Origin of the sequence: Actinoplanes sp. NPDC048796 (genome assembly GCF_040650035.1) — a bacterium.
In the GTDB taxonomy this organism is placed as follows: domain Bacteria; phylum Actinomycetota; class Actinomycetes; order Mycobacteriales; family Micromonosporaceae; genus Actinoplanes.
In genome coordinates this window covers 130639-157554 of record NZ_JBEZGO010000005.1, presented here as the reverse complement: position 1 = coordinate 157554, position 26916 = coordinate 130639, and the positions used below count along the sequence as shown (strand labels likewise).

General features: G+C 71.8%; 35 protein-coding genes and 1 riboswitch. Of the genes, 15 read left to right on the top strand and 20 right to left on the bottom strand.

The genetic code is table 11. The features are described 5' to 3' along the window. The first annotated feature begins 60 nt into the window (after positions 1-60). Entirely contained in the window at positions 61-1470 is a 1410-nt protein-coding gene (locus tag AB0C26_RS22365) for an NAD(P)/FAD-dependent oxidoreductase (protein ID WP_360250488.1), read from the top strand. 485 nt (positions 1471-1955) lie between these two features. Here the strand turns inward: AB0C26_RS22365 and AB0C26_RS22360 are convergent, their stop codons facing one another. Beyond that, positions 1956-2294 (bottom strand): STAS domain-containing protein, encoded by a 339-nt coding sequence (locus tag AB0C26_RS22360; RefSeq protein ID WP_360250485.1) that lies wholly within the window; start codon positions 2292-2294, stop codon positions 1956-1958. Positions 2295-2313: 19 nt separating this feature from the next. Then, positions 2314-2718: a cupin domain-containing protein gene (locus AB0C26_RS22355; protein ID WP_360250482.1), complete on the bottom strand. Its 405-nt coding sequence runs from the start codon at positions 2716-2718 to the stop codon at positions 2314-2316. A 117-nt stretch (positions 2719-2835) separates the two neighbouring features. Here AB0C26_RS22355 and AB0C26_RS22350 point away from each other — a divergent pair, with 117 nt between their 5' ends. After that, positions 2836-3012: a hypothetical protein gene (locus AB0C26_RS22350; RefSeq protein ID WP_360250479.1), complete on the top strand. Its 177-nt coding sequence runs from the start codon at positions 2836-2838 to the stop codon at positions 3010-3012. A gap of 82 nt (positions 3013-3094) precedes the next feature. Here AB0C26_RS22350 and AB0C26_RS22345 read toward each other — a convergent pair whose 3' ends face one another. Together AB0C26_RS22345 and AB0C26_RS22340 are read right to left on the bottom strand one after the other, a co-directional pair. Then, a complete protein-coding gene (locus AB0C26_RS22345) occupies positions 3095-3289 on the bottom strand; it encodes a hypothetical protein (protein ID WP_360250476.1) in 195 nt (64 codons plus the stop codon). A 65-nt stretch (positions 3290-3354) separates the two neighbouring features. After that, positions 3355-3522, bottom strand: a complete 168-nt coding sequence (locus AB0C26_RS22340; protein WP_360250473.1) for a hypothetical protein — start codon at positions 3520-3522, stop codon at positions 3355-3357. 274 nt (positions 3523-3796) lie between these two features. On the opposite strand from AB0C26_RS22340, the gene AB0C26_RS22335 reads away from it, so the two are divergent. Next, positions 3797-4468, top strand: a complete 672-nt coding sequence (locus AB0C26_RS22335) for a DivIVA domain-containing protein (protein WP_360250470.1) — start codon at positions 3797-3799, stop codon at positions 4466-4468. 30 nt (positions 4469-4498) lie between these two features. Here AB0C26_RS22335 and AB0C26_RS22330 read toward each other — a convergent pair whose 3' ends face one another. Both AB0C26_RS22330 and AB0C26_RS22325 read right to left on the bottom strand, forming a co-directional pair. Next, the gene (locus AB0C26_RS22330) at positions 4499-4861 is read right to left on the bottom strand and encodes a VOC family protein (RefSeq protein ID WP_360250467.1); all 363 of its coding nucleotides are present in this window, start codon (positions 4859-4861) and stop codon (positions 4499-4501) included. Positions 4862-4917: 56 nt separating this feature from the next. After that, positions 4918-5733 (bottom strand): alpha/beta hydrolase, encoded by an 816-nt coding sequence (locus AB0C26_RS22325; RefSeq protein WP_360250464.1) that lies wholly within the window; start codon positions 5731-5733, stop codon positions 4918-4920. A 128-nt stretch (positions 5734-5861) separates the two neighbouring features. On the opposite strand from AB0C26_RS22325, the gene AB0C26_RS22320 reads away from it, so the two are divergent. After that, positions 5862-6029, top strand: a complete 168-nt coding sequence (locus tag AB0C26_RS22320) for a hypothetical protein (protein WP_360250461.1) — start codon at positions 5862-5864, stop codon at positions 6027-6029. Here AB0C26_RS22320 and AB0C26_RS22315 read toward each other — a convergent pair. Then, entirely contained in the window at positions 6007-6945 is a 939-nt protein-coding gene (locus AB0C26_RS22315) for an LLM class F420-dependent oxidoreductase (protein ID WP_360250458.1), read from the bottom strand. The genes AB0C26_RS22320 and AB0C26_RS22315 overlap by 23 nt on opposite strands. A 75-nt stretch (positions 6946-7020) precedes the next feature. On the opposite strand from AB0C26_RS22315, the gene AB0C26_RS22310 reads away from it, so the two are divergent. Together AB0C26_RS22310 and AB0C26_RS22305 are read left to right on the top strand one after the other, a co-directional pair. Further along, a complete protein-coding gene (locus tag AB0C26_RS22310; protein WP_360250455.1) occupies positions 7021-7599 on the top strand; it encodes a helix-turn-helix domain-containing protein in 579 nt (192 codons plus the stop codon). 33 nt (positions 7600-7632) lie between these two features. Further along, positions 7633-10380: a peroxidase family protein gene (locus AB0C26_RS22305; RefSeq protein ID WP_360250452.1), complete on the top strand. Its 2748-nt coding sequence runs from the start codon at positions 7633-7635 to the stop codon at positions 10378-10380. Positions 10381-10480: 100 nt separating this feature from the next. Here AB0C26_RS22305 and AB0C26_RS22300 read toward each other — a convergent pair whose 3' ends face one another. Next, positions 10481-11377, bottom strand: coding sequence for an LLM class F420-dependent oxidoreductase (locus tag AB0C26_RS22300; RefSeq protein WP_360250449.1), 897 nt, complete (start codon positions 11375-11377; stop codon positions 10481-10483). 65 nt (positions 11378-11442) lie between these two features. Between AB0C26_RS22300 and AB0C26_RS22295 the strand changes: the two genes are divergently transcribed. The 3 genes from AB0C26_RS22295 (at position 11443) to AB0C26_RS22285 (ending at position 13646) form a co-directional block, all read left to right on the top strand. Continuing rightward, positions 11443-12198: a (2Fe-2S)-binding protein gene (locus tag AB0C26_RS22295; protein WP_360250446.1), complete on the top strand. Its 756-nt coding sequence runs from the start codon at positions 11443-11445 to the stop codon at positions 12196-12198. A 46-nt stretch (positions 12199-12244) separates the two neighbouring features. Further along, positions 12245-12619 carry a hypothetical protein gene (locus AB0C26_RS22290; protein WP_360250443.1) on the top strand — a complete coding sequence of 125 codons (375 nt, stop codon included), beginning with the start codon at positions 12245-12247 and terminating at the stop codon, positions 12617-12619. Positions 12620-12804: 185 nt separating this feature from the next. Then, a riboswitch (cyclic di-AMP (ydaO/yuaA leader) is annotated at positions 12805-12960 on the top strand. Positions 12961-12962: 2 nt separating this feature from the next. Then, positions 12963-13646, top strand: a complete 684-nt coding sequence (locus AB0C26_RS22285) for a transglycosylase family protein (protein WP_360250440.1) — start codon at positions 12963-12965, stop codon at positions 13644-13646. Here AB0C26_RS22285 and AB0C26_RS22280 read toward each other — a convergent pair. The 9 genes from AB0C26_RS22280 to AB0C26_RS22240 all read right to left on the bottom strand — a co-directional run bounded on the left by AB0C26_RS22280 (position 13628) and on the right by AB0C26_RS22240 (position 19767). Continuing rightward, positions 13628-14410, bottom strand: a complete 783-nt coding sequence (locus AB0C26_RS22280) for a hypothetical protein (protein WP_360250437.1) — start codon at positions 14408-14410, stop codon at positions 13628-13630. The two genes, AB0C26_RS22285 and AB0C26_RS22280, sit on opposite strands and share 19 nt — an antisense overlap. 65 nt (positions 14411-14475) lie before the next feature. After that, positions 14476-14736 carry a hypothetical protein gene (locus AB0C26_RS22275; protein WP_360250434.1) on the bottom strand — a complete coding sequence of 87 codons (261 nt, stop codon included), beginning with the start codon at positions 14734-14736 and terminating at the stop codon, positions 14476-14478. Between the two features lie 55 nt (positions 14737-14791). After that, entirely contained in the window at positions 14792-15832 is a 1041-nt protein-coding gene (locus tag AB0C26_RS22270; protein WP_360250431.1) for an amidohydrolase family protein, read from the bottom strand. Beyond that, on the bottom strand, positions 15829-16431 hold the full coding sequence (locus tag AB0C26_RS22265; protein ID WP_360250428.1) for a hypothetical protein: 603 nt from the start codon (positions 16429-16431) through the stop codon (positions 15829-15831). The genes AB0C26_RS22270 and AB0C26_RS22265 overlap by 4 nt, the downstream gene beginning before the upstream one ends. Continuing rightward, the gene (locus tag AB0C26_RS22260; RefSeq protein ID WP_360250425.1) at positions 16428-17105 is read right to left on the bottom strand and encodes a hypothetical protein; all 678 of its coding nucleotides are present in this window, start codon (positions 17103-17105) and stop codon (positions 16428-16430) included. Before AB0C26_RS22260 ends, AB0C26_RS22265 begins: the two co-directional genes overlap by 4 nt. Beyond that, positions 17102-17389: a hypothetical protein gene (locus AB0C26_RS22255; protein ID WP_360250422.1), complete on the bottom strand. Its 288-nt coding sequence runs from the start codon at positions 17387-17389 to the stop codon at positions 17102-17104. Before AB0C26_RS22255 ends, AB0C26_RS22260 begins: the two co-directional genes overlap by 4 nt. Further along, on the bottom strand, positions 17390-18664 hold the full coding sequence (gene paaK / locus AB0C26_RS22250; protein ID WP_360250419.1) for a phenylacetate--CoA ligase PaaK: 1275 nt from the start codon (positions 18662-18664) through the stop codon (positions 17390-17392). A 93-nt stretch (positions 18665-18757) separates the two neighbouring features. Beyond that, the gene (locus AB0C26_RS22245; RefSeq protein WP_360250416.1) at positions 18758-19219 is read right to left on the bottom strand and encodes a VOC family protein; all 462 of its coding nucleotides are present in this window, start codon (positions 19217-19219) and stop codon (positions 18758-18760) included. Further along, positions 19216-19767 (bottom strand): DinB family protein, encoded by a 552-nt coding sequence (locus AB0C26_RS22240; RefSeq protein ID WP_360250414.1) that lies wholly within the window; start codon positions 19765-19767, stop codon positions 19216-19218. Before AB0C26_RS22240 ends, AB0C26_RS22245 begins: the two co-directional genes overlap by 4 nt. A 62-nt stretch (positions 19768-19829) precedes the next feature. On the opposite strand from AB0C26_RS22240, the gene AB0C26_RS22235 reads away from it, so the two are divergent. The 4 genes from AB0C26_RS22235 to AB0C26_RS22220 all read left to right on the top strand — a co-directional run bounded on the left by AB0C26_RS22235 (position 19830) and on the right by AB0C26_RS22220 (position 23472). Beyond that, on the top strand, positions 19830-20777 hold the full coding sequence (locus AB0C26_RS22235) for a YafY family protein (RefSeq protein ID WP_360250411.1): 948 nt from the start codon (positions 19830-19832) through the stop codon (positions 20775-20777). Positions 20778-20830: 53 nt separating this feature from the next. Next, complete coding sequence (locus tag AB0C26_RS22230; protein WP_360250408.1) at positions 20831-21496, top strand: carboxypeptidase-like regulatory domain-containing protein; 666 nt, start codon at positions 20831-20833, stop codon at positions 21494-21496. A gap of 80 nt (positions 21497-21576) precedes the next feature. Further along, positions 21577-22572, top strand: coding sequence for a hypothetical protein (locus AB0C26_RS22225; RefSeq protein WP_360250405.1), 996 nt, complete (start codon positions 21577-21579; stop codon positions 22570-22572). A gap of 15 nt (positions 22573-22587) precedes the next feature. Continuing rightward, positions 22588-23472, top strand: a complete 885-nt coding sequence (locus AB0C26_RS22220) for a LysR family transcriptional regulator (RefSeq protein WP_360250402.1) — start codon at positions 22588-22590, stop codon at positions 23470-23472. Positions 23473-23478: 6 nt separating this feature from the next. Here AB0C26_RS22220 and AB0C26_RS22215 read toward each other — a convergent pair whose 3' ends face one another. Together AB0C26_RS22215 and AB0C26_RS22210 are read right to left on the bottom strand one after the other, a co-directional pair. Beyond that, on the bottom strand, positions 23479-23628 hold the full coding sequence (locus tag AB0C26_RS22215) for a hypothetical protein (protein WP_360250399.1): 150 nt from the start codon (positions 23626-23628) through the stop codon (positions 23479-23481). Between the two features lie 27 nt (positions 23629-23655). Continuing rightward, positions 23656-24093, bottom strand: coding sequence for a MarR family transcriptional regulator (locus tag AB0C26_RS22210; RefSeq protein ID WP_360250396.1), 438 nt, complete (start codon positions 24091-24093; stop codon positions 23656-23658). A gap of 87 nt (positions 24094-24180) precedes the next feature. Between AB0C26_RS22210 and AB0C26_RS22205 the strand changes: the two genes are divergently transcribed. Together AB0C26_RS22205 and AB0C26_RS22200 are read left to right on the top strand one after the other, a co-directional pair. Beyond that, positions 24181-25008, top strand: a complete 828-nt coding sequence (locus tag AB0C26_RS22205) for an aldo/keto reductase (RefSeq protein WP_360250393.1) — start codon at positions 24181-24183, stop codon at positions 25006-25008. A gap of 10 nt (positions 25009-25018) precedes the next feature. Then, positions 25019-25405, top strand: coding sequence for a hypothetical protein (locus tag AB0C26_RS22200; protein WP_360250390.1), 387 nt, complete (start codon positions 25019-25021; stop codon positions 25403-25405). Positions 25406-25429: 24 nt separating this feature from the next. On the opposite strand, the gene AB0C26_RS22195 is transcribed toward AB0C26_RS22200, so the two are convergent. Beyond that, entirely contained in the window at positions 25430-26860 is a 1431-nt protein-coding gene (locus AB0C26_RS22195) for an MFS transporter (RefSeq protein ID WP_360250387.1), read from the bottom strand. Positions 26861-26916: the final 56 nt, after the last annotated feature.

The window sequence follows — 26916 nt, the reverse complement described above, 5'->3', positions numbered from 1 at the left end:
ACTGGGCATTCTGCTGTTCATGTTCCTGCGGGTACTCATGGCCAACGAAGGGACTGTCACATGACCACTGTGGAAAGCGCCGACGTCGGCGTCCTCGGCGCCGGCCCGGCCGGCCTCTCGGCGGCGCTGCGGGCGGCCCGCCTGGGCGCCCGGACCGTCCTCGTCACCCGGGACGCGGTGGGCGGCATGGCCGCCGCCGAGGGCCCGGTGCCGGTCCGCGCGCTCGCGCAGGCGGCCCGGCTGCGCCGCGAGGCACGGCACCTGCATCGGTACGGCATCGACGTCGGCGACCCCGTCCTCGACTTCCCCCGGCTGCTCGGCCGGGTCCGGGAGGTCGTCGGCGAGGTCGCCGAGCGCTCGATGATGCGCGCCGAACTCCAGGAGGCCGGAGTGGCCATCCTCGAACACGCCGGCACGGCCCGCTTCGCCGGCCCGCACACCATCGAAGCCGAACCGGGCCTCCGCCTTCGCTGCGACAAAGTGATCCTGTGCGCCGGCGGCACCAACCGGCTCCTGCCGGTGCCCGGGGCGGAGCTGGTGGGTTCGCAGCGCGACGCCTGGGCGCTGACCTCGGTGCCGGAGTCGCTGCTGATGATCGGCGCCGGCGCCACCGGCGCGCAGGTGGCGTCGGTCTTCGCCGAGCTCGGCACCCGGGTCACGCTGTTCGAGGCCGGCCCGCGGATCCTGGCGACCGAGGACGAGGACGTCTCCCGGGTCATGGCCGACGCGTTCCGCGCCGCCGGCATCGAGGTGCGCGAGGGCTTCGGCCGCATCGAACGCTTCGAGAAGTCCCCGGCCGGCGTACGCATGGTCTTCACCAGCGACGGCGTGACGCACAGCGCGGAGGCGACCTTGGCCGTGGCCGCGATCGGCTGGCTGGCCGACACGGCGGGCCTGAACCTCCAAGCGGCCGGCGTGGCCACCACGGCTCGCGGCTACGTGCAGGTCGACGCCGAGCTGCGAACAAGCGCCGAGCACGTCTACGCCGCCGGCGACGTCACCGGCCGCCTGATGCTGGTACCCCACGCGGTCCAGGACGGCTTCCAGGCCGCGACAAACGCGGTGACCGGCTCCCACGCCCGCCTGAGCCCACCCGCCAACCCGATCGGCAGTTTCACCGATCCCGAGTACGCCCAGGTCGGCCCGACCGAGGCCCAGGCCCGCGCCGACCACGACGTGGTCGTCGCCACCGAACAGTTCGCCGACGTCGTACGCCCCATCATCGACGGCCGCCCCGGCGGCTTCTGCAAACTCATCGTCGACACCGCCACCCACCAGATCATCGGCTGCCACATCGTCGGCGAACGAGCCGTCGAGATAGCCCAGGTGGCCGCGGTCGCCGTGGCCGCCGCGATGCCGGTGGAGCAGTTCATCCGCATCCCGCTCTCGTTCCCGACCTACACCAACGTCCTCGGCCGAGCCGCCCTGAACGCCGCCCGTCAACTCGGCGTCTCCGACTTCTGGGATTAGAAGTGGCTTCAGTGCAGACGCTCGAAGGTCAGGCCGTCTGCGGCGGGAGAGCGTGAGGCAAAGTGCGGGGGCTCGACATCGCGAAGCGGAGATGGCACCCGACGAGCCAAGAAGGGCGAACGTCCTGACCGCCGCAACCCGCAATACTCGGCAGGTCACACCAGGATCACCAACGGGCGGCAACGGGACCCTCAACGTCACCACGCTCCACATGGAGGCCGGCGCCTGCTCGATCATGCGGCACAGGGTTTGCAAACCGGGGCGCCCGGCCTTGTCGGCGTGCTGGATGACCAGCGTGCCCTCGCGACATCATGGGCGTCTTCGTCAACAACCCCTTGACCACCGCCGCCGCGGCCGCCCTGATCATCGGCCTGAACGTCTTCCTCCCACTGGAGACGTTCATCCGGTGACCCAGCCGTCCATGAAGCGACCGGCCGCGCCCCGGCGCTCGGCCCGTCCGCAGCTGCCGCAGGTCCGGTGCGGCCTCACGCCGTCCCTTGCTCCGTGTACATGAGGAACAGGTCCGCCCAGCCGAGCAGGACCAGCACGCGGCATACGAACGGGCTCGCCGCTCGCAGGTGGATCCGGCGGCCGGTGGGCCGCAGGAGCAGGGCGGCCCGGGCCAGCGCTCGGCCGCCGCCCACGTCGAGGAAGGTGACCCCCTCCAGGTCGACGACGATGTCGCCGGGCGTGTCGAGGAGCAGTTCCAGTACCAGTTCCAGGCTGGGCAGCGTGGCCAGGTCCACTTCGCCGCGGAGGCGGACCCCGGGCGGCTGCCGCAGGGCGGTGATCTCCAGTGGCCAGGCCGGCCCGGTCGTCGTCATCCGCTGCGCCGTGTCCGCCTCAGGTGGATCGCGGCGCTCGGCGGCCGCGGCGAGCCGTCAGCTCGTCCGCGCCGACCAAGGTGAGCATGGGCGCCCCGGGTGGGCAGATCATGGTGACCAGGAACCGCAGCCGTGTCTCGGTGCTGTGGTTGCCGTCCTGGTAGTGGATGACGTCGCCGCCGGGCTCCCAGAACGTCTCCCCGGCGCGGACGACCCGTTCGGGTTCGCCTTCCAGTTCGAAGACCATCTCGCCCTCGAGCACGTAACCGAAGGCCGGTCCGGGGTGACGGTGCGGCGCCGTGCCGGGGCTTCCCGGCGGGTACTCGATGATGATGGTGGTCGCCTCCGCGCCGTCCGGGACGAAGGGCGGCTTGACGCTCTGCAGCACGGTCAGGGGGCCGGAGTCGTGCGTGTTCTCATCCATGCGGCAACGCTAGGACGGGGTTGTGCCGTCTCAGTGACAGGCGAATGTCCGCGCCCTTCGCCGAGCCCGGTGTGAGGGCTCATCGTCACCGTCTCGCGCAGCGACACCCGGCTGTCCGTGGCGGTCCACGACTGCGTCGGCCGGTTCCCGGCCGCGAGCGAACTGGAACTCGCCGGCCAGCCGGTCCCGCTCGGTGAACGGGGCCGGGGCCTGCGGCTGGTGCACGTGACCGCCGCCGCCTGGGGCGTCCTGCCCACCCGGGACGGCAAGGTGGTCTGGGCCGCCGTGACCTGATCGCGAAGCGGGACGTGCCGTCGCCGGGCAAGTCGATGACGATGTCGCCGTGAAGGCGTTCAGCGTGTCCGGCGGCGCGTCGTCAGACCGGCCGGACGACGGCGGGCCGAGCGCCCGGTTCGGTCAGGTCGGCCGGGTCGAGCCGCAGGGTGGACAGCAGGCCGCCGTGCCGGGAGAGCTCGAAGTGCTCGGGGAGCTCCCGGTCGACGAAGTCGGCGCGATCGTGCTGGCCGCGCTCGCGAAGAGCGAAGATCACGGCTGCCTTGGAGATGGTCATGGTGTGCTTTCTGAGAGGGTGAAGCGGGCCGGCGGCGAGCCGGTGAGATGGCGCGCGTTCACCGTTCAGCGCATGCGGGCGGCGGCCGCTTCGGGCCGGACCGCGAACGGGTGGCGCAGCGCCCGCATCGCTTCGGCGCGGTGGTCGGCCGCCGGCCGATTCGCGCCGGTCTCGGTGTCTCGGGGCGCGGACGGCGCCAAGAACAACGAGGAATTGTCATAGTTCGGTGTCATTCAGATCCTTCTCGTTCGCGTTTGTCAGGTGATGCTGGAGGACCAGGTCGACGATGTCGTCCGTCGCGGGCGGGTGCGCCGGCGACGACGAGGAGCGTCCTGATCAAGGGCGGCCGGTGCTGCCGGCCTCCGGCGCCTCGAGGCGACCGCAGGGCCCACTGTACGCGCAGCCCGCGGTGGAGCGCGTACGGTAGCCGTCAACGGCCTCCGCGATCTCCGACGAGCGCATCCGCGCCCGCCTTCGGCGTGCCGAGACCCTCGATCGAGGAGCTCCATGACCCTGACACCGGCCGACATCCACAACACGGAATTCGCGAAGGCGTCCCTCGGCCGGCGTGGCTACGACGACAACGACGTGGACGCGTTCCTCGACGAGGCCATCGGCGAGATGAGCCGGCTGCTGGAGGAGAACGACGCGCTGCGGACCAGGCTCGAGGCCGCCGTGCCGCCGGGCGATCCCGGCGGGCGCCGTCGAGCCGCCCAGGCCGAGTTGTCAGAGGTGGCCGCCGCCCTCGATCGCGCGCATCGCGCCCGCGACCGTGCCGAAGGGGAGGCCCGGCACGTGCGGCAGCAGCTCGACGAGGCGCACCGGTCCACGACAGCCGCGGCCGTGGGCGGCGAGGCGTTCCCGGAGCGAGTCATGACGATGGCGCGGCACACCGCTGACGAGCACGTGCGCGACGCCGAGGAGAGATCTCGGGCACTGCTCAGCGAGGCGCGGGAACGGGCCGGTCGCACGCTGCACGACGCCCGGGAGATGGCCGCCGCCATCGGCCGGGAAGCCCGGCACCACCGGAATCTGACTGCCGCCGCCATGCTCACCGACCGGGAGCGTGCCGTGCGCGACATCGACGAGCTGACCCGCTCGGCCGCGCAACAGCTCAGCGCCCTGCACCGTCATGTGCGTCGCCAGGAACAGTTGATCGACGGCACGTCCGGCCGGTGACGTGTCCCCAACGGACGAGCGCCGATCCGGTCAGCGCGGCCTCTGCCGGATGCCGATGAGATTGCCGAACGGGTCGAGGAGCTGACAGAGCCGCTCCCCGGTCATGATGGTCTTCGGCCCGCGGTGGGCGCTCGCGCCGTGCCGGATCCATTCGGCGGCCAGCGCGTCGACGTCCTCGACGTCGAAGTAGGCGACGCATCCGGCCGGGCCGCCGGTGTTGTAGTCGTCGGCCTTGTGCATGGTCAGGGCGGACCCGCCGAGGTCGAAGCGGACCATCTGGGCGACCTCGAGCACCGGCGGTGTGCCGAGCCGGTCGGTGTACCAGGCGGAGGCGGCGGCGAGGTCGGTCACGAAGCAGAAGACGTCGGCCACGGTGCTGAAGGGGCGGTTCATGCTTGTTCTCCGATCGAGCGGTGCTTGTGGCGACGGTGCCCAGGGGCCGCTCGTGGTCACGGCTGCCGGCCCGGGGCCAGAGCGTCGTGCAGGAAGGCGAGGGTCCCGGCGATGGCTTGGTCCAGATAGCCCTCGGCGTGCCGGGTGCCCGGGATCAGTTGCAGCGTGCTGGCCACGCCGACGGCCGTCAGCGCCTGCTGCATCGCGATCGGATCACTGACCGGGACGAACTCGGCGAGCGAATTGGCCAGGTAGACCGGGCCGGCGTTCGCGGTGGCGTGCTGGACGGTCGAGGCGTCCGGCAGCAACGACCGGTCGCCGCCGACCTCCTGCAGTATGCACCAGCGCAGGAAGGCGTCGTCGCGGCCGGTCTGGTTGATGTCGGCGCTGCGCATGGCGTCGAGGTCCTGCCCGGTCGGTGTCGCGGCGACGGTGCCGTCGGTGGCCTCGATGAAGGCCTGCAGGTTGAAGATGCCCGACCAGCTCGCCGCCGGGCGGCCGGTGGACAGCCCGGCCTCGACCGCCAGGTTGCCGCCGGCCGAGCCGCCCAGGAAGGCGACCCGGTCGCGGTCGAAGGCGTAGCCCGAGGCGTGTGCCCACGCGGCCGCGGCCAGTACGTCGTCGCGCCCGGCCGGAAACGGGTGGGCCGGTGCCAGCCGGTAGTCGGGCACGAACACGACGTAGCCGGCCTCGGCCAGCAGCGACGCCAGTCGCTGTTCCTTGGACCTGTCGCCGCGGAACCAGCCGCCGCCGTGCACCAGCACGACCGCGGGCGGCCGGGTGGTGCCGGTCCTCTGATAGACGTCGAGACGGTGTTCCGGAGCCGGGCCGTAGGGCAGATCGAGGTCGACCGACATGGGGGTGGTGATCACTCCCTCAGACTCCCGCCCGGCGGCCCGGCCGGCAACGGCTGGGCGGGCAGAACGGGAGGAGCGTCACATGATCGGTCCGGTCTCGGTGTCACGCGGCGGCGAGGACGCCGGCCGGGCCGATCAGGATCATGATGACGCTGCTGACGAACAGGGCCGGGTTGTGGGCGCCCCACCAGCCGATGCGGCCGCGAGCCTGGCCCGGCGTTCAGCACGGCGACCAGGACTCCCAGGACACCCAGGCCTGGCTGGGCTACGTCGTCTACCGCGTGCTGATCAGGCAGTCACCAGCGGCTTGAGCGCCGCGCCGACCGCGGCCACCACGCCGGGGCGGTGGCCGTTGCGGATGAGGTTGATGCAGACGCCGTCGACGCCGGCGTTCAGGATCCTCTCCTGGATCTGCTCGGCGACCTGGTCCGGCGTGCCGACAGCGGCGCGGGCGCGGCGGTTGTCGTCGAGGCTCGCACTGAGCTCCGCGGCCTCCTGAGCCGTCTCGCCGACCATGCCGGTGACCAGGAAGCTGGTGGCCAGCGTGGCCGGGTCGCGGTCGGCCTCCTCGCAGCGCTGCCTCAGGACGGCGACCTTGCGGGGCAGGTCGTCCAGGTCGCAGATGATGTTCATGTGGTCGGCGAAGCGGGCGGCCAGCCGGAACGTCTTCTGCTCGCCGGCGCCGCCCAGCATGATCGGGATCGTGCGCAGGCGCGGGTGGTTCATCGCCCCGCGAGCCGTGTACCACTTGCCCTCGAGCGTGGGCTCCTCGCCGCGCAGCATCGGCGCGATGATGCCGAGGGCTTCCTCGAGCCGTTCGAAGCGCTGGCCGAAGGTGCCGAACTCGAAGCCGAAGTCCTGGTGTTCCCGCTCGAACCAGCCGGCGCCGATGCCGAGGATCGCGCGGCCCTTCGCGATGACATCCAATGTGGTCACCGTCTTGGCCAGCAAGGCCGGGTTCCGGTACGTGTTACCGGTGACCAGTGTCGAGAGCCGCACCGTCGACGTCGAGGCGGCCAGGGCGCCCAGGGTCGTGTAGGCCTCCATCATCGGGTGGTCGGGCGTGTTGATGCCCGGAAGCTGGTAGAAGTGGTCCATGACCAGCACGGTGTCGAAGCCGGACGCCTCCGCCTCGCGGGCCTGGGCGGCGACGGTGTCGAAAAGGTTCTCGACGGGCACACCGGGATAGGTGAAGTTGGGGATCTGGTAGCCGAGCCGGATGGTCACGATGTCTCCCGGGCGCATCAGATGTAAAAGGGCACTTACTTGATAATGTAAGAGCCCCCTTACAGGGAGGCAACCGTGACGCGCTACCACCACGGCGATCTCCGGGCCGCGCTGGTCGCCGCGAGCTTCGAGGTGCTGGCCGACTGCGGGGTGCAGCGCTTCTCGGTCGCGGCCGTGGCCCGGCGGATCGGGGTGAGCGCCGCCGCGCCGTACCGGCATTTCCCGGACCGCGCCCACCTGCTGAGCGCCGTGTCCGCGCGGGCCGCGCGCGACCTGCGTACGGCAATCGAAGCCGCCGTCTCTCCGGCCGGCGACCCGGCGGCCCGAATGGCGGCGGTGGCCGGCGCCTATGTCCGCTATGTGGGCCGGACCGGAGCCGGGATGAGCGTCATCTTCGCCAACGAGCTGTACGCCGTGCGCGATGATGAGCGCCGCGACCACACCCGCGCGCTCATGACGGCGCTTCTGGATCTGGCAGTGGCGGCGGCGCATCCCGGTGGCTACCCGGCGGCGGTCCGGCTCCTGGAGGCGACGCTCGCGGTCGCGCACGGCTACGTGGCGCTGTTCGGTGAGGGGTTCTTCGCGCTCAGCGACCGTCCGCTGGACGAGGTCGCCGTACGGGCTGTGGAGGCCGCCGCCGCCCTGATCGGGTGATCCACGGTTGCCGATGGCCGCTACGCTGCCCGGATGACCACCGGATGGCAGGAGGTCTACCTGGGCGGTTCGCCCGAGGCGGAACGGCGCCTCTTCGAGCGGATGGCGCGGCAGATCCTTCAGACGCAACTGAAGAACCGGAAGGCCGGCGGCCCGATCCGGGCCGGGTTCCAGGCGAAGGGGACCTTCGCCACGGCGGCGGCGACGCTGCGTTTCCTCGACGTCCCAGCGGATCTGCGCGTGGGGTACGCCGTTCCCGGCGCGGAATACCCGGCTTCCGTGCGGTTCAGCAACGCCGAGGGCCGCATCCTCGACGACCGCGAGCCCGACCTGCGCGGCGCCGCCGTGCGGGTGACCGTCTCGCCCGGCGAGCAGCACGACCTGCTGATGACGAACGCGCCGGTGTCGCACGCCCGCGACGCCCGGCAGTTCACCGAGTTCGCGGTGGCCACGGCGGGCGGGGGCGCGCGCCGCTACCTCGGGCTGGTCCGCCTGGTCTTCGTCCTCGGGCCCGTCGAGACCCTGCGCATGGTCGGCAACGTTCAGCGGGGCCGCCGCCGGATCGGCAGCGTCGCCACCGAGACCTACTGGAGCCGCGTGCCGATCGCCTGGGGCGGCACCGCCGTGCAGTACCTTCTGCGGCCCGCGCCGGGCACCCCCGCGGCCGCCCCGTTCTCCGGCTTCGACTTCCTGCGCGAGGAGATGACGTCGCGGCTTCAGGCCGCGGACGTACGCCTGGAGCTGTGCGTCAAACGCTATCGCGGCCCCCGCGAGACGCCCATCGAGGACGCGGCCGTGGAGTGGAAGTCCGACGCCGAGCCGATCGCCGTGCTGACCATCCACAGTGGCGCGACGGACGACGGAGCCGTGCACGCCCTGCGGTTCAACCCCTGGAACACGACCGCGGAGTTCCGTCCGCTCGGCAACCTCAACCGGGTGCGCGAGGCCGCCTACGACGCCAGCGCCGCGCACCGCGACCGCCGGCACTGGGTCACCGAGGTCCCGCTGCGCAACCGGATCGCCGGGGCGGCCATGCGCTCCCTGTTCGGCGTGGTCAACCGGTTCCGGCCGTGGCACCGCCTGCCGGAGGCCCTGTCGCTGCTCAATCTGGCGGCGCTGCGCGACGTGCTGCGCCGCGAGAACCTGATCGACACCGAGACCCGGCCCGCCCCGCCGTCGGCCCGGCCCGTGCCGGCGCCGCCGTCGGCGGACGCGCGCGCCTTCCGTACCCACGAGGGAACCTGGAACGATCTGGCCGAGCCGTCGATGGGCGCCGTCGGCGCCGCCTTCGGGCGCAACGTCGCCGCCGTGGCCCGGCCCGAGCTGGTCATCGAGCCCAACCCGATCGTGGTGAGCCGGGAACTGTTGCACCGCCACGATTTCCGGCCGGCCACGTCGCTGAACATCCTGGCCGCGGCGTGGATCCAGTTCCAGGTGCACGACTGGGTCGTGCACGCCCGGCACCCGCTCGGCGTGGCGGATGTCCGGGTTCCGCTGCCGCCGGACATGGCGGGCTGGGCCAACACGCCCGGTGGCCCGCTCGAGCCGGAGATGCGCGTCGGCGGGAACGTCACCCGCGACGGCGTGCTCTTCGGCAACGTCGCGTCGCATTGGTGGGACGGTTCCGAGGTCTACGGCACCACCACGGCCAAGGCCCTCGACCTGCGCGACGGCGCCAAACTGCGGATGACGCCCGACGGCTATCTGCCGCTCGACGTGGCCGGATCGGAGATCACCGGGTTCAGCGAGGCGTGGTGGCTCGGCCTCGGCGCGATGCACACGCTCTTCGCCCGCGAGCACAACCTCCTCTGCGACGAGCTGCGGTCACGGAATCCTTTGTGGCCGGACGAGCGGATCTACCAGACCGCGCGCCTCATCGTCGCCGCCATCATCGTGAAGATCCATACGATCGAGTGGACGCCCGCCATCCTGGCCACGCCGGTGCTGGAGCGGGCCATGAACGTCAATTGGAGCGGCGTCCCGCCGAAGGACTGGCTGAGCCGCGCCGGCCTGTGGCTCACCGACGCCAACGCGCTGCACGGCATCCCGGCCACGACACCGGACCACCACGGCACGCCGTACTCGCTGACCGAGGACTTCGTCACCGTCTACCGGATGCATCCGCTGATCCCGGACTCGTACGCGTTCCACGCCGCCGGTGACGGCGCCCTGCTGCGCCGCGCGGAGTTCCCGGAGATCCAGGGCGACCGCGCCGACGACGCGCTGCGGGAATTCGGGCTGACCGACACCCTGTACTCGTTCGGCATCGCCCACCCGGGGGCGATCGCACTGCACAACTATCCGCGGGCCTTGCTCAACTTCGTCCGCGAGGGCGAGGTGATCGACCTGTCGGTGGTCGACCTGATCCGCACCCGGCACCGCGACGTCCCGCGCTACAACGACTTCCGCGAGGCACTGCACCTGCCCCGGATCACACGCTGGGAGGACCTCTCGGCCGATCCCGCCTCGGTGGCCAAGCTTCGCGCCGTCTACCGGTCGATCGACGAGGTCGACACGATGGTCGGCCTGTTCGCGGAGACGCCGCCCGAGGGCTTCGGCTTCTCGGACACGGCGTTCCGCGTCTTCATCCTGATGGCCTCGCGGCGGCTGCAGAGCGACCGGTTCCTGACCGCCGACTACCGCCCCGAGATCTACACCCGGTTCGGCCTCGACCGGATCGCCGAGACCAGCATGACCGCCCTGATCAGCCGCCACTGCCCAGCACTGGGCGCCAAGCTTCCGGCCAACGCGTTCAAACCCTGGCCGTCGTCCTCGACGTGATCCGGCGACAGCGCTGGGCCGCCGGGCCGGTCGTGCGCGGTCCGCTCGTGGCCGCCGCTCCACTTCCGCGGCGGCGGCCGACACGGCGCGCGGGGTGGGGTCAGTGCAGGTCGGCGTCCTCGGCGGCGGACATCAGGGCGGCCGCGGTGTCGATCAGCTCGGTCAGTGAGGACAACGCCGACGGCAGGGTCACGTAGACGTGGTCCACGCCTACCTTGGCCAGGGCCTCGATCTCCTCGACGATCTTCGGTACGGAGGGGGTCGCGGCCACGCCGATCTGGAAGACGCAGGTGATGGCCGCTCGGTCACGGCCCGCCGCCTCGGCCAGGTCGCGCAGGCGGGTCAGGGTCTCGCCGACCTGCTGGGGTGCCGTCGCGGTCGGGAGCCAGCCGTCGGCGCGGCGGGCGATGCGCCGCAGGGCGGGTTCGCCGCGGCCGCCGAGGATGACCGGGACGCGTCGGGCGGGCTTTGGGTTGATACGGGCGGATTTGATCGAGTATCGACCGTTGTCGAAGGTGACCGGGTCGGGGCCCCAGACCGCCTCCGCCACGTCCAGGAACTCGTCCAGGGCGGCGCCCCGCTCGGTCAGCGGGCGCGGGGCGCTGGCCTCGAACTCGTCGATGGACCAGCCGGCGCCCAGGCCGGCGATGAGGCGGCCGCCGCTGGCCGCGTCCAGGGCCGACAGCATCTTGGCCAGGCGGACCGGTACGTGCAGCGGCGGCACCAGGACGCCTGTGCCCAGTTCGATCCGCGAGGTCACGGCGGCCGCCATCGACAGGGTGACCAGTGGATCCGTGGTGTAGCCGTACCGTTCCGGCCACGGCACATCGGGCATTCCGTACAACCCGTGGGGTCCGGTCTGGTCTTCCGGGGTCAGCACCCGGTCGTACGCCCACAGGCTGTCGAAGCCGATCTGCTCGGCTTCCCGGGCGAACGCGGTCACGTCGTGCGCCAGGTCGTAGGTGGTGGTCTGCGGCAGGTTCACACCCAGTTTCACCGGGCCACCCTACCGTCCACTGGGGACGCGTCACTGAAAAGCGTTCGGGCGGGTATACAGCGGTGGTGGGAGATCTCGTGGACGCGCCGATCCTCGCCGCGATCGCGGCGGGTTTCGGCTCCAGCAACCGGGTGCCGGGGCTCGCGGCCGACCTGCTGGTGCGCGATCTCGAGGGCTGGATCCCCGCGGAAAGCCTGGTCGGCGACGGTGTCGAGGTGCTGCTCGAGGCGGGCCGGCGCCGGTGGCCGGCGGCGCAGCCGCACGTGTCGGCGGCGCTGATCTGGAAGGCGTACTCCTTCTGGCTCGCGGTTCCGGCGGTCTTCGGGTGGGTGGCGGCGCGCCGGGTGCCGCATCTCTCGCGTGCTCAGGTGCTGATCCGGTTCGACGACCGGTACGCGCCGGCGCGGCTCGGGCTGCGCGAGGACGTGCCGGTGTCGGTGCTGCCCGGCGACCCGCTGGCCGGTGGCGGAGAGCCGCGGGTCCGGGTCGCCGGTGACGAGGGCGCGCTGCTGGCGACGCTGCGCCGGACGCTGCTCGACGAGCATGTGACGCCGCTGCTCGACACCGTTGCCGACGCGACCCGGGTCAGCCGGCGCCTGCTGCTGGGGTCACTCTCGGCGGGGGTCGCGCACGCGGCTCAGCGGGCCGCCGCGGTGGCCGGGGTGCCGCCGGGGGAGACGACGGGCCGGGTGCTGCGGACGCTGGGGGTGGCGGGGCTGGTCGAGTGGAACGCCGAGCGGGTCCGTCGCCGCACGTGCTGCCTGGCATTCACGATTCCGCATCAGCGGCTCTGCGCGGACTGTTCGATCCAGCGGCGCTGAACCGAACATGGGAGCGCTCCCGTATGGGTACCAGGGAGGCATGCTCATGGCGTTGTTGTTGGATCTCGCGAACATCCTCGGTGGATTGCTGCTGGCCGCGGCCCTGCTGCGGCAGATTCCCCGGGTGGGCGGTGGGGTGGGCGGGTTCGCCGACAAGGTGGCGCCCTGGGGCTGGGTGGTCGGCGTCGTCGCCCTGGTGGCCGGCGGCTACTACCTGCTTGTGCACCTGTTCGACGGGCCGCACGTCTTCCACTTCGAGGTGGTCGGTATCGCCGTCGGCGTCGCGCTGCTCTGGGACCGCCTGACCGGTCGCAAACCGGTCGAACCGGGCGCCGCGCCGTTCGGCCGGGGACTGCTGCTGGCGATCTTCGGTCTCGTCGCCATTGTCGTCGGGCTGCAGGGCCTGGTAACGCCGGACTGATCGTGCCTGGTCGCGGCCTTGATCGTGGTGGCCCACATAACGGGACGAAATCGGGCACATTCCCGGCCTGGGCGTACTGAGAACAACGTCACGATCGCCCTTCGGGCCTTTGCCGACCGTCGCCGGGCGTGGTTACGGTCGGCCGGTCCCACGATCGTGGGCACCGCGGGCGGAACGCCGAGTCCTGCCGCCGCCCGACGGAATTCAACTCAGGCATGGAGCGGGGGACCCACACGTTCCTCGGCACGCCCAGCGCGTGCCTCGGGGTGAAGCCGCCACGTGCGGCCGGGCACCTCAGCCCGAACCCGACAGCTCACCTCGTAGGCGTGGAGGTTGTTCTTCCATGGCACAGACCCGTAAGCACACCATCGCCCTCGGCCTGACCACCGCCGGCGTGGCCGGAGCGTTCGCCCTGTTCGGTGCGGCCCAGCCGGCTCAGGCCGCGGGCAGCGTCAACTGGGACGCCGTCGCCCAGTGCGAGTCCGGCGGCAACTGGAGCATCAACACCGGCAACGGCTACCACGGTGGCCTGCAGTTCACCAAGAGCACCTGGAAGGCCTACGGCGGCGGCAAGTACGCCAGCACTGCCGACAAGGCGAGCCGCAGCGAGCAGATCCGGATCGCCGAGAAGGTCCTCGACGGTCAGGGCATCGGCGCCTGGCCCGTCTGCGGCAAGAAGGCCGGCTCGTCCAAGAGCTACAAGGGCCACAACACCAGCGGCGCTTCGGAGACGAAGAAGTCGTCGGTGAAGAAGAAGTCGACGAGCACGCACAGCAGCCACAGCACCCACAGCACGCACAAGAAGTCGACCTCGACGACCCACAAGTCGAGCGCGAAGACGACGTCGACCCACAAGTCGACGACCCGGACCAGCGGTGACTTCTACGTGGTCCGCGCCGGCGACACCCTGGCCAAGATCGCCAACCGCTACCAGATCGAGGGTGGCTGGGAGCGGCTCGCCGAGCTCAACAAGAGCATCATCGACGACCCGAACCTGATCTTCCCGGGTCAGCGCATCGCGATCTGAGCGATCTCCCCGAAAGTGACCCGGCGGCTCGCCCGGACCTCGGTGTTCCCCCGCACCGGGGCCGGGGCCGCCGCCAGCACCGCGGCCGCCTGCGATTCCTCGCGCAGGCTGCTCGCGGCGCGCCGGGCCAGCGAGGCGTCGTGCCAGGCCGTGGCCTCGGCCTCGACGGCCAGGTCGTAGCACTGGCGCAGCCACGCGGCCGAGGCCCGCGCGATCACCAGTTCCTGGTCGACCGGGTGCAGCCGCGCGTCCCAGCCGTTGCGCCCGGCGATCGCGTCACCCAGCGCCGAAGCCGGGAGCTCGCCGCGGCCGACCGCCGCCGAGACGGCCTGGTGCAGGAAGCGCTCCCGCGCCGCGTACTCCTCGCAGGTCCGCACCGACCACGGGGTGCCCCACGCCGCGGCCGAGGCCGCGCTCCGCACCCGGGCATCCGCCTCCAGCCACGCGTCGTACGCCGTGTTCACCGAGGCCGACGCCTGCTCCCAGATCTCCTGCCAGCGCTGCGCCGAGGCCGCCGCCCGCGAGGCCGCCACCTCGACCTCCGAGGCGAACTGGGCCGCCCGCTCGGCCTCCTCGGCCTGACGCCGCCGCAGGGTGGCCTGCGACCGCAGCGCGGCCACGGTCTCCTGAGCCGCCTTCCGGGGGTGGCGCATCGCCTGCGGGCTGCCCAGTAGGAGCAGAGCGGGCAGGGTGAGCAGCATCAGCGTGGCCCAGATGGCCGCCGGCGCCGGCGAGGAAACGAGCATCTCCGCTACAACATTCATGACTATCTATCCGTCCAGTCGGCACGTCCACTCTTCGCAACAGGGCTGCGATCACCAAGCGGTGATCAGAGGGACGCGGCCGGAGGCGCGCGAGAACCGCGGACACCCGCGGTGAACTGCGTACTGAGGACGGTGGCGCGGTCAAGCGGCGCCTGCTCGAACTCCGCCTCCTCACCCGGCTCTTCCGGGGAGGATTCAGAAACGGCGGAGGAGGAAACAGCGGCGGACGGCCGCTGCGGCGTGGCGACCTGCGCCAGCAACACGAACAGCAGAATGGACAGCAACGCGCGCGGCAGGAGTGTCCCGCGTGCGCCGGCCGTCGTCATGCGTACCAACATAGCGACTCATGGGAGATCTTGCCCGGCGCGCCACACCGCCACGTCAGAGTGACGGCCGCCGCGGACGGCGCTTGTGAACGTACGCCGCCGGGAGGCCGAACAGCTTGCGGGCGTTCCCCGAGACGAACGCCCGGAACACCTCCGGCGCGAGCCGCTGGGCCAGCCGCAGCAGCCCGGTGTTGTAGTTCTCGGTCATCTCGATGTTCGGCGGCCGCCGGACGTAGTGGTCGGGCCCGTCGGTGGCCGCGTCCGACCCGAAGAGCACCCGGTCCGGTCCCAGCTCGTCGAGCAGCCGCTCGGCCTCGGCCGACCGGCACCACGAGGTCTCGAGGTAGAGGTTCGGCAGCGCGGCGGCGTGCCGCAGGGCGCGCTTGCGGCCCTCCGGAGGTCCGAGGTACGTGTGGTAGAGCACGAACCGTACCGCCGGGAACCGCTCGGCCAGGCGCCGGATCAGGTCGGGATCGGCCGGTCCGGGCGCGCTGTGCACCGTCACGGGCACGCCGGCCTCCTGGGCCACTCGCAGGTACGGATCCAGCCCCGGCGTGTCGGCCGGATACCCGTCGTACGCCGGATGGAGCTTGAGTCCGGCGCCGCCGGCGGCGAGCCGGCGCCGGACGTCGGCCGGATCGGGACCGCCGGGCCGGACCCAGACGAGCGGGGTGAGCCACGGCGTCGCCTCGGCGACGATCTCGACCAGGTCGTTGTCGGTCCATGAGACCAGCGCGTGCGTCATGCCGCCGGAGAACGCGGCCGTGCGCAGGCTGTCGAAACCCAGCATGCCGCCGCCGGGCGCGCGGACGTGCGTGTGCGCGTCGACCGGGTCCAGCCCGATCCAGAGCCGGTAGTCCGCCCCGTCGTTGTTGTCGCACCGCTCCGATCGCGCCGAGCGCACGACGCAGTCGACGACGTGGCGCCCGGCCGTGGGGATCGAGGCGAGCCAGCCGGCGTCGTCGCGCCGCATGGGCAGATCCCGCGGGGAGGACCACCCGTCGTACCCGTAATGGAGAACCGGGAAGGGCATCGATCCGGTGTAGCGGATCAGGCCCCGGCCGGCCCACCGCAGCGGTCGGTCGTAGCGCCTCACAGGGAGATGGTCCAGCCGTGACCGTCGTGGTCGTCCCAGCGCTCGTCGTCCGCGGCCGGATCCGGCATCCCCTGGCGCAGCAGGTGATAGCCGTAGCGAATGGTGGTTCCGCGCACGCCCCACACCAGCCCTCGGAACACGTGCGGCAGCGGCTGCGCGCGCACGAACTCGTAGACGTCACCTTCCGGGGGCGCGGTACCCGGCGACACGAACGGCAAACCGTCCATCGTCCCGCTGGTGTAGTTCGGCACGGGCGCGTCGACCGCGCTCCAGACGAAACCCACCGAGGTGTACGCCCCGGCGGCGTCGTCGAACACGATTTCGCGCGCCATGATGTCCTCGGTGAAGACCGGAGACGTCGTACGGTCGTTCGCGCCCACGACGAAGAAGAAGTGGTGCAGCGAGAACTCGGTGGACCCGTCGACCGTCCGTGGCAGTTCGAGAACCGCGGTCCGGACCGGGGACGGCGCCAGCACGACCTGTTCGGCCGAGGACCAGTCGGGAGGTGCGCCGCTGGGGGAGCAGACGTAGTGCGCCTGGACCAGGGCGATGCCCGGTCCCGGGTCGACCCAGTTCTTGCGCAGGCCGAAGACGCTCACAGGTGGTGGTACCAACAGTTGCCCCCTCCCGGCGCCGACGCCCCGTCCGGCCCCAGCCACGTCTCGTTCTTCTCCTCCGGCGGGTACATGCGCCCGACGTGGTACTGCTGCACGAGGGTGGCCCCGCGCGGCCCCCACATCCGCGAACGGAAGCGATGCGGCAGGTCCAGGCCGTACAACATCCGGTATTTCTCGTGGTGGAAGCGTTCCTTGTCGTCGTACGTGTAATAGTTCCTGGCCTGGAACTCGGAGTCGCCGGGGATGCGCGGGTCCTCCATGGGGCTGTAGACCGGCGCGACCCAGTCGCCCACCGACCAGTAGATGCAGATGTTGGTGATCCAGCCGTTGTCGTCGGTGTACTCGAGGTCGCGGTAGACGATGTCCTCGGTGAACAGGTCGGTGGTCCAGCGGTGGCCGTGCTGGAACACCTCGAAGTAGTAGTGGAAACGGTATTCCGGCGTGGACCGGTTGTTCTCCAGATCCCAGACGGTGCGCGGCATCCGCAGCACCTTCAGCCGCTGCCGCGGAGAGCCGCCGAGATCCTGCAGTACCCGCGCCTCGTGACCCCAGCTCCAGTCCGGCCACTGACCGGGAGGTGTTGCCGCGTAATGGATGAGGACCTGTTCCACACCGTCGCCGGAGTCGGTCCAGCCCTTCGGGTAATACCAGCTCATGGGCTGATCACCTCGTAGGTGCGCACGCTGGGCACACCCATGAGCAGCTCCGGCAGCGCCCGGTAGAAGTCGCCGGTCTCCGGCCGGTCGAGGTAACGCTGCATGTCCTCGACGCTGGCCCAGCTCGACACCGCCATCACGCGGTCGCCGCTGCGCAGCGACTGGACGAAGACGATGCCGGCCGCCCGCGCCACGATCTGCTGTTCCTGCCGGACGACGAGCTCCGACAGCCGGGCCACGGCGCCGGGCCGCGCGGTGGCTTCGAGGATGCGGAATACGGCCATTCAGCGCTCCCTGTGGTCGACCAGCCGCTGGATTTTTCCGGCGGAGCGGGCGAGAGTCTCGGGTTCGGTCACGACCACCTCGACGCTGGTGCCGACGGTGTCCTTGACCGTCTTGGCCATTTCGGCGCCGGCGGCCTCGCGGCGGTCGCCGGGGCAGTCGGGGCGCGCCTCGACCTGGACGGTGAGGTGGTCCATGCGGCCGCGCTTGGTGAGTACCAGCTGGAAATGCGGAGCCAGTCCCGGCGTCCGCAGGATGATCTCCTCGATCTGGGTCGGGAAGAGGTTCACCCCGCGCACGATGATCATGTCGTCGGAGCGGCCCGTGATCTTCTCCATCCGGCGCATCGCCGGGCGCGCGGTGCCGGGCATCAGCCGGGTCAGGTCGCGGGTGCGATACCTGATGATGGGCATCGCCTCCTTGGTGAGCGAGGTGAAGACGAGTTCGCCGTGCTCGGCCGGCTCGCCGGTGACCGGGTCCAGGATCTCCGGATAGAAGTGGTCCTCCCAGATGTGCAGGCCGTCCTTGGTCTCCACGCACTCCTGGGCGACGCCGGGCCCGATCACCTCGGACAGGCCGTAGATGTCGACGGCGTGGATGCCGGCGCGTTCCTCCATCTCGAGGCGCATCTGCTCGGTCCACGGCTCGGCCCCGAAAATCCCGATCTCGAGGCTCGACTTGCGCGGGTCGAGGCCCTGTTTCTCGAACTCGTCGATGACGGTGAGCATGTACGACGGCGTCACCATGATGACCCGCGGCTGGAAGTCGGTGATGAGCTGCACCTGCCGCGGCGTCATGCCGCCCGACACCGGGATGACCGTGCAGCCCAGCCTCTCCGCCCCGTAATGGGCGCCCAGGCCCCCGGTGAAGAGCCCGTAGCCGTACGCGTTGTGGAGCCGATCGCCGGGCCGGGCGCCGGCCGCGCGCAGCGATCGGGCCATCACAGTCGACCAGGTGTCGAGGTCACGCTCGGTGTAGCCGACGACGGTGGGCTTGCCGGTCGTCCCCGACGACGCGTGGATGCGCCGCACCTGGTCGCCGGGGACGGCGAACATGCCGAACGGGTAGTTGTCGCGCAGGTCGGCCTTGCTGGTGGTGGGAAATCGCGTCAGGTCGGACAGGTCGCGGCAGTCGTCCGGGTGGACACCGGCGGCGTCGAACGCCCGCCGGTAGTGCGGGACGTTCTGGTACGCGTGCCGCAGCGTCCACTGGAGCCGTTCGAGCTGGAGCCCGCGCAGCTCGTCCACGCTCAGCCGCTCGGCGTCGTCGACCGTCATAGGAGCCTCCCGTCAGGTGCTCCATTCACGTAATCCCCGCGAAAGGAGGTTCGCAACTTGGGAGGCTCGTTACGCACAACCGCACAAGACGGGTCAGTCCAGGCAGAACTCGTTGCCCTCGGGGTCGGCCATCACGATGAACCCGAAGCTCAGCGGGGGAGCGGGCTCCTCACGCCGCAGCCGCTTGGCCCCGAGCGCCACGAGCCGGTCGTGCTCGGCCTCCAGCGCCGCCATCCGTTCCTCGCCCCGAAGGCCGGGAGCCGACCGGACGTCCAGGTGAACGCGGTTCTTGACCGCCTTCTCCTCGGGCACCTGCTGGAAGAACACGCGGGGGCGCTTCCCCTCGGGATCCTCGATCGCCGACTGCGCGTTGCGCCGCTGTTTCGGCACGTTGAACCGCTCCAGCGCCTCCTCCCAGGCGGCCCACACGTCGTCGCCGGGCGCCAGCTCGACGCCCGGCGGCGCCGGCACGACGTAGCCGAGGACCTGGCGCCAGAACTCGGCCTGGGCCTTGGGGTCGCGGGCGTCGAAGGTCACCTGGAACTCGGTGCTCACAGCTTTTCTCCATTCGTGTGCGGGTAGAGGTCGCGCAGCAGGCAGACCTCGGACAGGTGATGGATCAGTTCGCGGTTGATGTGCAGGACCAACTCGGCCATCGTCGCCTCCGGGTAGGGCTCGCTCGGTCCCGCCTTCTTCTCCAGGTCGGCCTGGCTCACCCCGGCCAGCCAGATCGCCAGCTGCTCGTCGAGCTGGCGGCGGGCCCCGGCCGCCGTTCCGGCATAATCCCACGTCTCGTACGCGGCGGCGGGCGCGCCGAAGTGGGACGCGTTGCGCATCGCGAGCACCCCGACGATCACGTGACCGAGCCGCCAGGCGATCGTCGTGACGGGCGGCGGCGACGGCTCGGGAAACGCGAAGTCGATGGTGAAGTCGCCGCCGCCGGCGTGCACCGGCGCGGGCGAGGTGCCGCGCGGCCGCACGTTCCAGGCGTCCGTCACCGGCTCCCAGAAGTACTCGTCGTCGGTGAGCCCGTCCAGGCGCGGGCCGACCTGGTTATTCCAGTGCCATTCCCACTGCTCGCGAAGTGCGCGGTTGAGGTCCATGTCCGCACCATGCCAGTTGAGGCGGACAGGATCGGTCCGCTATCTCTGACAAGGTGGGTGACATGGACACGACCGAACGGGTGCTCACGCTCCTGGGCCTGCTTCAGCAACGCCGCGTCTGGACCGGGCCCGAGCTGGCGGAACGGCTCGGCGTCACGTCCCGCACGGTCCGCCGCGACGTCGACCGGCTGCGCACGCTCGGCTACCCGGTCAACGCCGGCCAGGGCGCCGGCGGCGGATATCAGCTCGGTCCCGGGCAGGCGCTGCCGCCGCTGCTGCTCGACGACGAGGAGGCCATCGCGACCGCCGTCTCCCTGCTGGCCGGAGTCGGCGGGGAGGCGGCGCTGCGGGCCCTGTCCAAGCTCGATCAGGTGCTTCCGGCCCGGCTGCGGCAGTCGGTGAAGGCGCTGTCGGGGTCCGTCTCGTCGTTCGGCCGCGAGCGCTCCTTCGGCGATCCGGCCGACCTGATGACGCTGGCCCGGGCCTGCCGCGACCAGGTGCTCGTCGACTTCACGTACACCTCGGGGCCGCGGCACGCCGAGCCGTACCGGCTGGTCGCCTCGGACAAGCGGTGGTACCTGTTCGCGTACGACCTCGATCGCGACGACTGGCGCACCTTCCGGGTCGACCGGATGAGCGAGGTGTCCGCGCGCACCTGGCGTTTCCGGCCACGCCCGGCACCGGACGCGGCCACCTATGTCCAAGAAGGAGTGACGAGCCGGGTCTACAAGTATCAGGGCCGCTTCCTGGTGCACGCTCCGGCATCCGTCGTGCGGGCGGCGGTCCCGCCCTCGGCCGCCATCGTCTACGAGCGCGACGACGGAAACTCCGAAGTGGTCAGTGGGGCCGACAACCTGGATTTCATTCTCATGCACGTGGTCCTGCTGGGGCATGAATTCCAGGTGCTGGAACCGCCCGAACTGTCGGCCCGGTGTCACTCGGTGGCCGCCCGGCTCCTCGCGGCTACCGGTTTCGTGCCACCTGCCACAGAGATCGATCCCGCTCGCTGACCGGCCCGCATAGCGTTCTCCGCACACCACTTCTTCACGGGGAGAACACAGAAATGCGCCGTCGCCAGGTCATCACCGCCACCCTCGCCGCCGCCTTCGTCGCCACCACCGCCTTCGCCGCCCCGGCCCAGGCCGCCGGGACCGATGTGGACAACGGCACCATCGCCGGTCGCGTCGTCACCCCGGCCGGCCGCCCGGCCGCCGGTGTCAAGGTCACCGTCGACGACATCGACACCGCCCGGCCGTTCACGGCCACGACGGCCGCCGACGGCCGCTACGCCATCGAGGTGCCGGCCGGCGACGCGTACGTCGTCAGCTTCACCGACGGCCACCTCCAGCAGTACTCGCCGCGGACGCTCGACTTCGCGCAGGCCACCGTCCACACGGTCCGGGAGGGCCGCACCCTGCGCGTCAGCGAGCGCCTGTTCCACGCCGCCACCCTGACCGGCCGCCTCACCGACGAGACCGGCGCGCCGGTCGCGGGCGCCTCGGTCGACTTCGTCAACACCGAGAACGCGTTCGGCCTGACCACCACCACCGGCGCCGACGGCCGCTACCGTTTCTCCAAGCTCGCCCCCGGCCCGGTCAAGGTGCACTTCCGCACGGCCGGCGGCCGCTCGCAGTGGGCCCACCAGGCCGCCTCGTACGAGGAGGCCGACGTGGCCACCCTCAAGCTCGGCCGGGTGACGGCGGTCAGCGACTCCCTGCTGGCCCCGTGACGCGGTAGCTGTCGCGAAGCCACCGGGCGCCTCACCTGAGCGGGGGAGGGCGCCCGGTGGCTTCGTTGTAGTCTCCGGTCGTGCGCCGCAGCCGGGTCGTCGAGGTTCGCCGGCTCCAGGCCGCCCTGGCCGAGCGGGAGCGGACTCTGGGCGCCGACCACCCGCGTACCGTGCGCAGCCGGATCGAGCTGGCCGGGGCCTACCGGTCGACGCCCGAGTACGACGATCCCGGCCACGCGGTCTGGGAGGACGCGGCCATCGGTGAGCTCGCGAAGGCAGCCGAAAGCCGGGCGCGGACCCTCGGGCCGGAGCACCCGGACACCCTCACCGTCCGCGAGGAGCTGGCCCTGGTGCGCTGGGGTGCCGAGGGCGACCGTGAGCCGCGCCTGATCGCCGAGCTGGAGAGCATCGCGGCCGCGCGCGCCCGGATCCTCGGCGAGGCCCACCCGGACACTCTGGAGACCCTGTCCCGCCTGGAGTTCTGGTCGTCGCCCGGGCCGGTCCGCTCGGCGTTGCGGAAACGGATCCTGCGCGGCTGGCGCGAGGCGGCCGCCGGGCCGGACGACATCGGGACGCTTCGGGCCCGGGCGCGGCTGGCGGCGCTGCACCAGCGTTTCGGCGACGAGGGAGCGGCCCGGGCGCTGTTCGGGCAGGTCGCGGCCGCCTGCGAACGGATCGTGGCCGACCGCGCGCGCGACCTCGGGCCGGTGCATCCGGATACCGTGGCGGCCCGCGAGGAGCACGCGCGATACGTGCGGTGGCTGGCCGGGCCGGACGAGGAGCGCCACCGGAAACGGGGGATCGCCGGCGACCTGGAACGGCTGCTGGGGCCGGACGACCCGCGAACCCTGCGCGCGCTGATCCGCCTGGCCGCCGAGACGCCACCGGACGAGGGGCTGCTCGCCCGCGCCCACGCCGTGCTGGGCCGGGACGACGAGGACGTGGCGCTGCTGCGGGCTTACCTGGTCGTGGCGTACGCGGTGCGCGGCCGCGAGGACGAAGCGCTGGCCCTGGTGGCGCGATATCCGGTGGCCGCGGACGACGACGTGCTCGACCAGCCCGTACGCCCGTTTTGATAGCCTGCTGGCCGTATGGAGCTGCGCCACCTGCGGTACTTCCTGGTCGTGGCCGAGGAGCGCCACTTCGGGCGGGCCGCCGCGCGGCTGCACATCGCCCAGCCGCCGCTGTCCCAGGCGATCCGCCGGCTCGAGGCCGAGCTCGGTGTCGAACTGCTGCACCGCACCACCCGCCGGGTCGAGCTGACCGAGGCCGGCCGGGCCTACCTGGCGCGGGTGAAGGCGATCCTGGCCGACGTGGAGCAGGCCGGTCACGAGGCGCGCCGGGTCGCGGCGGGCGTGGTCGGTCATCTGGCCATCGGCTGCGTCGGCTCGGTCACGTACAGCCTGTTGCCCGCCCTGTCCCGGCACCTCGCGGTCGAACTGCCGGGCGTCGACTTCTCGTTCCGGGGCGAGATGCTCGCGCCCGACCAGGTCGAGGCGCTGCGCTCGGGTGAGATCGACCTGGCGCTGCTGCGCCCGCCGGTGGCCGACCGGTCCCTGACCGTCACCCCGCTGCGCCGCGACCGCCTGGTCGTCGCGCTCCCGGCCGCGCATCCACTGACCGGGCGTGAGCGGGTACAGGTCACCGACCTGGGGGAGACGCCGCTGATCGTGTACTCCGCCGGTCGCCGTTCGGTGATGTACGGCGTGGTGCTCGGCCTGTTCCGCGACGCCGGCCTCGAGCCCCGCGTCCGGCACGAGGTCGGCGAGACGTCCACCGTCATCACTCTGGTGGCCGGCGGCCTGGGTGTGGCGGTGGTGCCGGAGCCGGTGACCGCCCTGGCCCTCGACGGTGTGGTCTACCGCCCGCTGGCCGGCCCGGCCGCCACCGTCGACCTGGCCCTGGCCCACCGGGCCGATCGGGCCGAGCCCCATCTCAGCCGCACGATCGAGCTGATCCGGGGCCTGGCCTCGTGAACGCCGTCAGACGTCGGTGCCGTCGGCCGGGTCGGCCTTGTCGTGCTCCTTCAGGTCGGGCCGGTCCTCGGTTCCGGCCCGGCTGGGCGATTCCTCGGGCGCCGGCGCGCCGTCGCCCTGTTCCACCGCGTCCCGTTCGTTCCTCTGATCGCTCATGACCATCGGATACCCGCCGGTTGCCGGTCAAACCCGATGCAGGGTCGCGGCCAGGCTCTCCAGCTCGGGGATCGTCCCGGCCTCGGCCAGCGACTGCTCCAGTACGCGGTCGTGGGTGGGCCGCGCCTCGGACAGCAGCCGCTGCCCGGCCGCGGTGAGCTCGGTGTAGATGCCGCGCCGGTCGTCGGCGCACAGGATGCGGGTCAGCAGGCCCCGGTCTTCCAGGCGGGTGACCAGCCGGGTGGTGGCGCTGCTGGACAGGGCGGCCGCGCGGGCCAGCTGCTGCATGCGCATGTGCCAGCCGTCCTGGCGGCTCAGCGCGTCGAGGACCGTGAACTCGACGACGGAAAGCTTGTGCTCGGCCTGGAGCGCCTTCTCGAGCGCGGTCTCGATGAGGCCGTGCAGGGCGGCCAGGCGCCGCCACCCCTGGGCGCGGATCTCGACCGCGTCGTTGCTGATCCCCATGGCGACCAACCTTACACCGCCTTGCGCCGATAGAACGCGCGTGCAACTATCGGTTAGTTGCATACGCTGTCTATTGCAGGAGAAACAATGACTGCCGTCCCCACCGTCACGCTCAACGACGGCGTGACCATCCCGCAGCTCGGCTTCGGCGTCTTCCAGGTGCCCGGCGCCCAGACCCAGGCCGCGGTCTCCACCGCGCTCGAGGCGGGCTACCGCAGCATCGACACCGCGTCGGCCTACGGCAACGAGGCCGGCGTCGGCCGCGCGATCGCGGCCTCCGGCCTGCTCCGCGACGAGCTCTTCGTCACGACCAAGCTGTGGATCTCCGATTTCGGCCGTACGCCCACCCGTGACGCCCTGCGCCGGAGCCTCGACGCCCTGGGTCTCGACCGGGTCGACCTGTACCTCATCCACTGGCCGGCCCCCGCCACCGACGCCTACCTGGAGACGTGGCAGGCCCTCGAGGAACTGCGCGCCGAGAAGCTGACCCGCTCCATCGGCGTCTCCAACTTCCTGCCCGGACACCTCGACCGGGTGGCCGCCCTCGGCGGCGCCGTGCCCTCGGTCAACCAGATCGAGCTGCACCCGGCCCTGCAGAACCGCGAGACCGTGGCCGCGAACACCGCCCTCGGCATCGTCACCGAGGCCTGGAGCCCGCTCGCCCAGGGCGCCGTCCTCGACGCGGCGCCCGTGGTGGCCGCCGCCCGCGACCACGGGGTCACCCCGGCCCAGGCCGTCCTGCGCTGGCACCTCCAGCAGGGCCGCGTGGTCATCCCGAAGTCGGTCACCCCGGCCCGCATCGCGGCCAACCTCGACGTCTTCGGCTTCGACCTGACGCCGGCCGAGCTGGCCGCGATCGACGCTCTGGAGAGCGACGGCCGTACGGGCCCGCATCCCGCGACCTTCAACGGGTAAGAAGGCCGGCATGTCGAAGACTCGCAATCTCGCCCAGGCCGCCCTCGGCCTGGTGCTGCTGACCGCCGGCGCCGGCCACCTGACGACCCAGCGCGAGGAGTTCCAGGCCCAGGTGCCGTCTTGGGTGCCCCTCGACCCGGACTTCGTCGTGCTGGCCTCCGGCCTGGTCGAGCTCGGCCTCGGCGCCGCGCTGCTGTCCACCTGGAAGCAGCCGACCCGCGGCCGCCTGGGCAAACTGGCGGCCGCCTTCTTCATCGGGGTCTTCCCCGGCAACATCGCCCAGTACACCGAGCGCAAGGACGGCTTCGGCCTGGACACCGACCGCAAGCGGGCGCTGCGCCTGCTCGGCCAGCCGGCGCTGGTCGCCTGGGCCCTCGCCGCCACCCGCGAGAGCTGACTCCCGGCCGCTCCCGGCGGGGTGTCAGCCCGGGCCGGGAGCGGCGGCGGTGCGGGGCAGGGCGAGCATCACCAGGGCGGCCAGCAGATAGGCGGCCACCTGCCAGGGCATGACCCGAGCGAGACCGTCCGGGGCGCTGAAGAAGACGGTGCCGAGCACCGCGACACCGGCCGCTCCGCCGATCTGGGTGACGGTCGACAGCACCCCGCCGGCGGCGCCGGCCTGACGACCGGGCACGCCGGCCAGCACGACGTTGACCAGGATCGGGGCGGCCAGCCCGAGCCCCAGCCCGCCCAGGAACAGGGCACCGGCCAGAGGCCAGTATCCGGGTGTGCCACCGTCGCGGACCAGCAGCCACAGCAGGCCCTGCGAGGCGGCGAGTGTCAGCGAGCCGGTGACCAGCAGAGCCCGGCCGGCCTTGGCCGCCAGGGCCACTCCGGCGCCGGACGTGAGCATGGAACCGATCGCGTACGGCAACAGCACCAGGCCGGTCTGCCACGCCGAGCGGCCCGTCTCCGACTGCAGGTAGATCGACAGGACCAGGAAGAACGACGCCAGCGCGCCGAAGAAGAGCACCGACGCGGCCAGCCCGGCGGTGAACGGGCGTACGGTCAGCAGCGCCGGGTCCAGAATCGGCTGCCCGCCCCGGTTCGCCACCCGCCGCTCGTACGCCACGAAGCCGGCGAGCAGACCCAGACCGGCCACCAGCATCGCCCATCCCCACCAGGGCCAGCCCCAGTCCCGTCCCTGCACCAGGGGCAGCAGCACCAGCACCACCGCGCCCGCGGACAGCAGCGCGCCGGCGACGTCCAGGCGGGCCCGCTCCGGCGCGGTGGATTCCGGCAGCACCCGGATCCCCACCACCAGGGCGACCACGGCGACGGGGATGTTGATCCAGAAGACCGTGCGCCAGCCCAGGCCCCACAGGTCCGCGTCGACCAGGGCGCCACCGAGCAGCGGACCGGCGACAGCGGCCAGGCCCTGCACCGCGCCGTAGGCCCCGAACGCCTTGGCCATGGCGGCCGGCGCGAACGAGGACCTGATGATCCCGAAGACCTGCGGCACCATGAAGCCGCCGGCCAGGCCCTGCACCGCTCGCAGGGCGATCAGCGCCCCGGCGCCCGGAGCCAGCGCGCAGGCCGCCGAAGCGACGGCGAAACAGGCCAGTGCCACCAGGAACACCCGGCGGCGGCCGTACGCGTCGCCGACCCGCCCGCCGGTGATCAGGCCGGAGCCGAGGGCCAGGGTGTACGCGGCCACCGTCCACTGGAGCTGGGACTCGCCGGCACCCAGGTCGGCGGCGATGCCGGGGGCGGCGACAGTCACGATGGTGACGTCGAGCAGATCCATGAACGAGGCGAACAGGACGACCAGCAGGGCGATCGACGCCCGCCGGCCGGCGACCGACGGCGGCCGGGACACGGCCGTCCCGGCCGGGGAAAGATGAGTGCTCATGACGGCAGCGTGGCAACCATGGCGGACACCGGCTGACCGCCACGTCTGAAATTGTG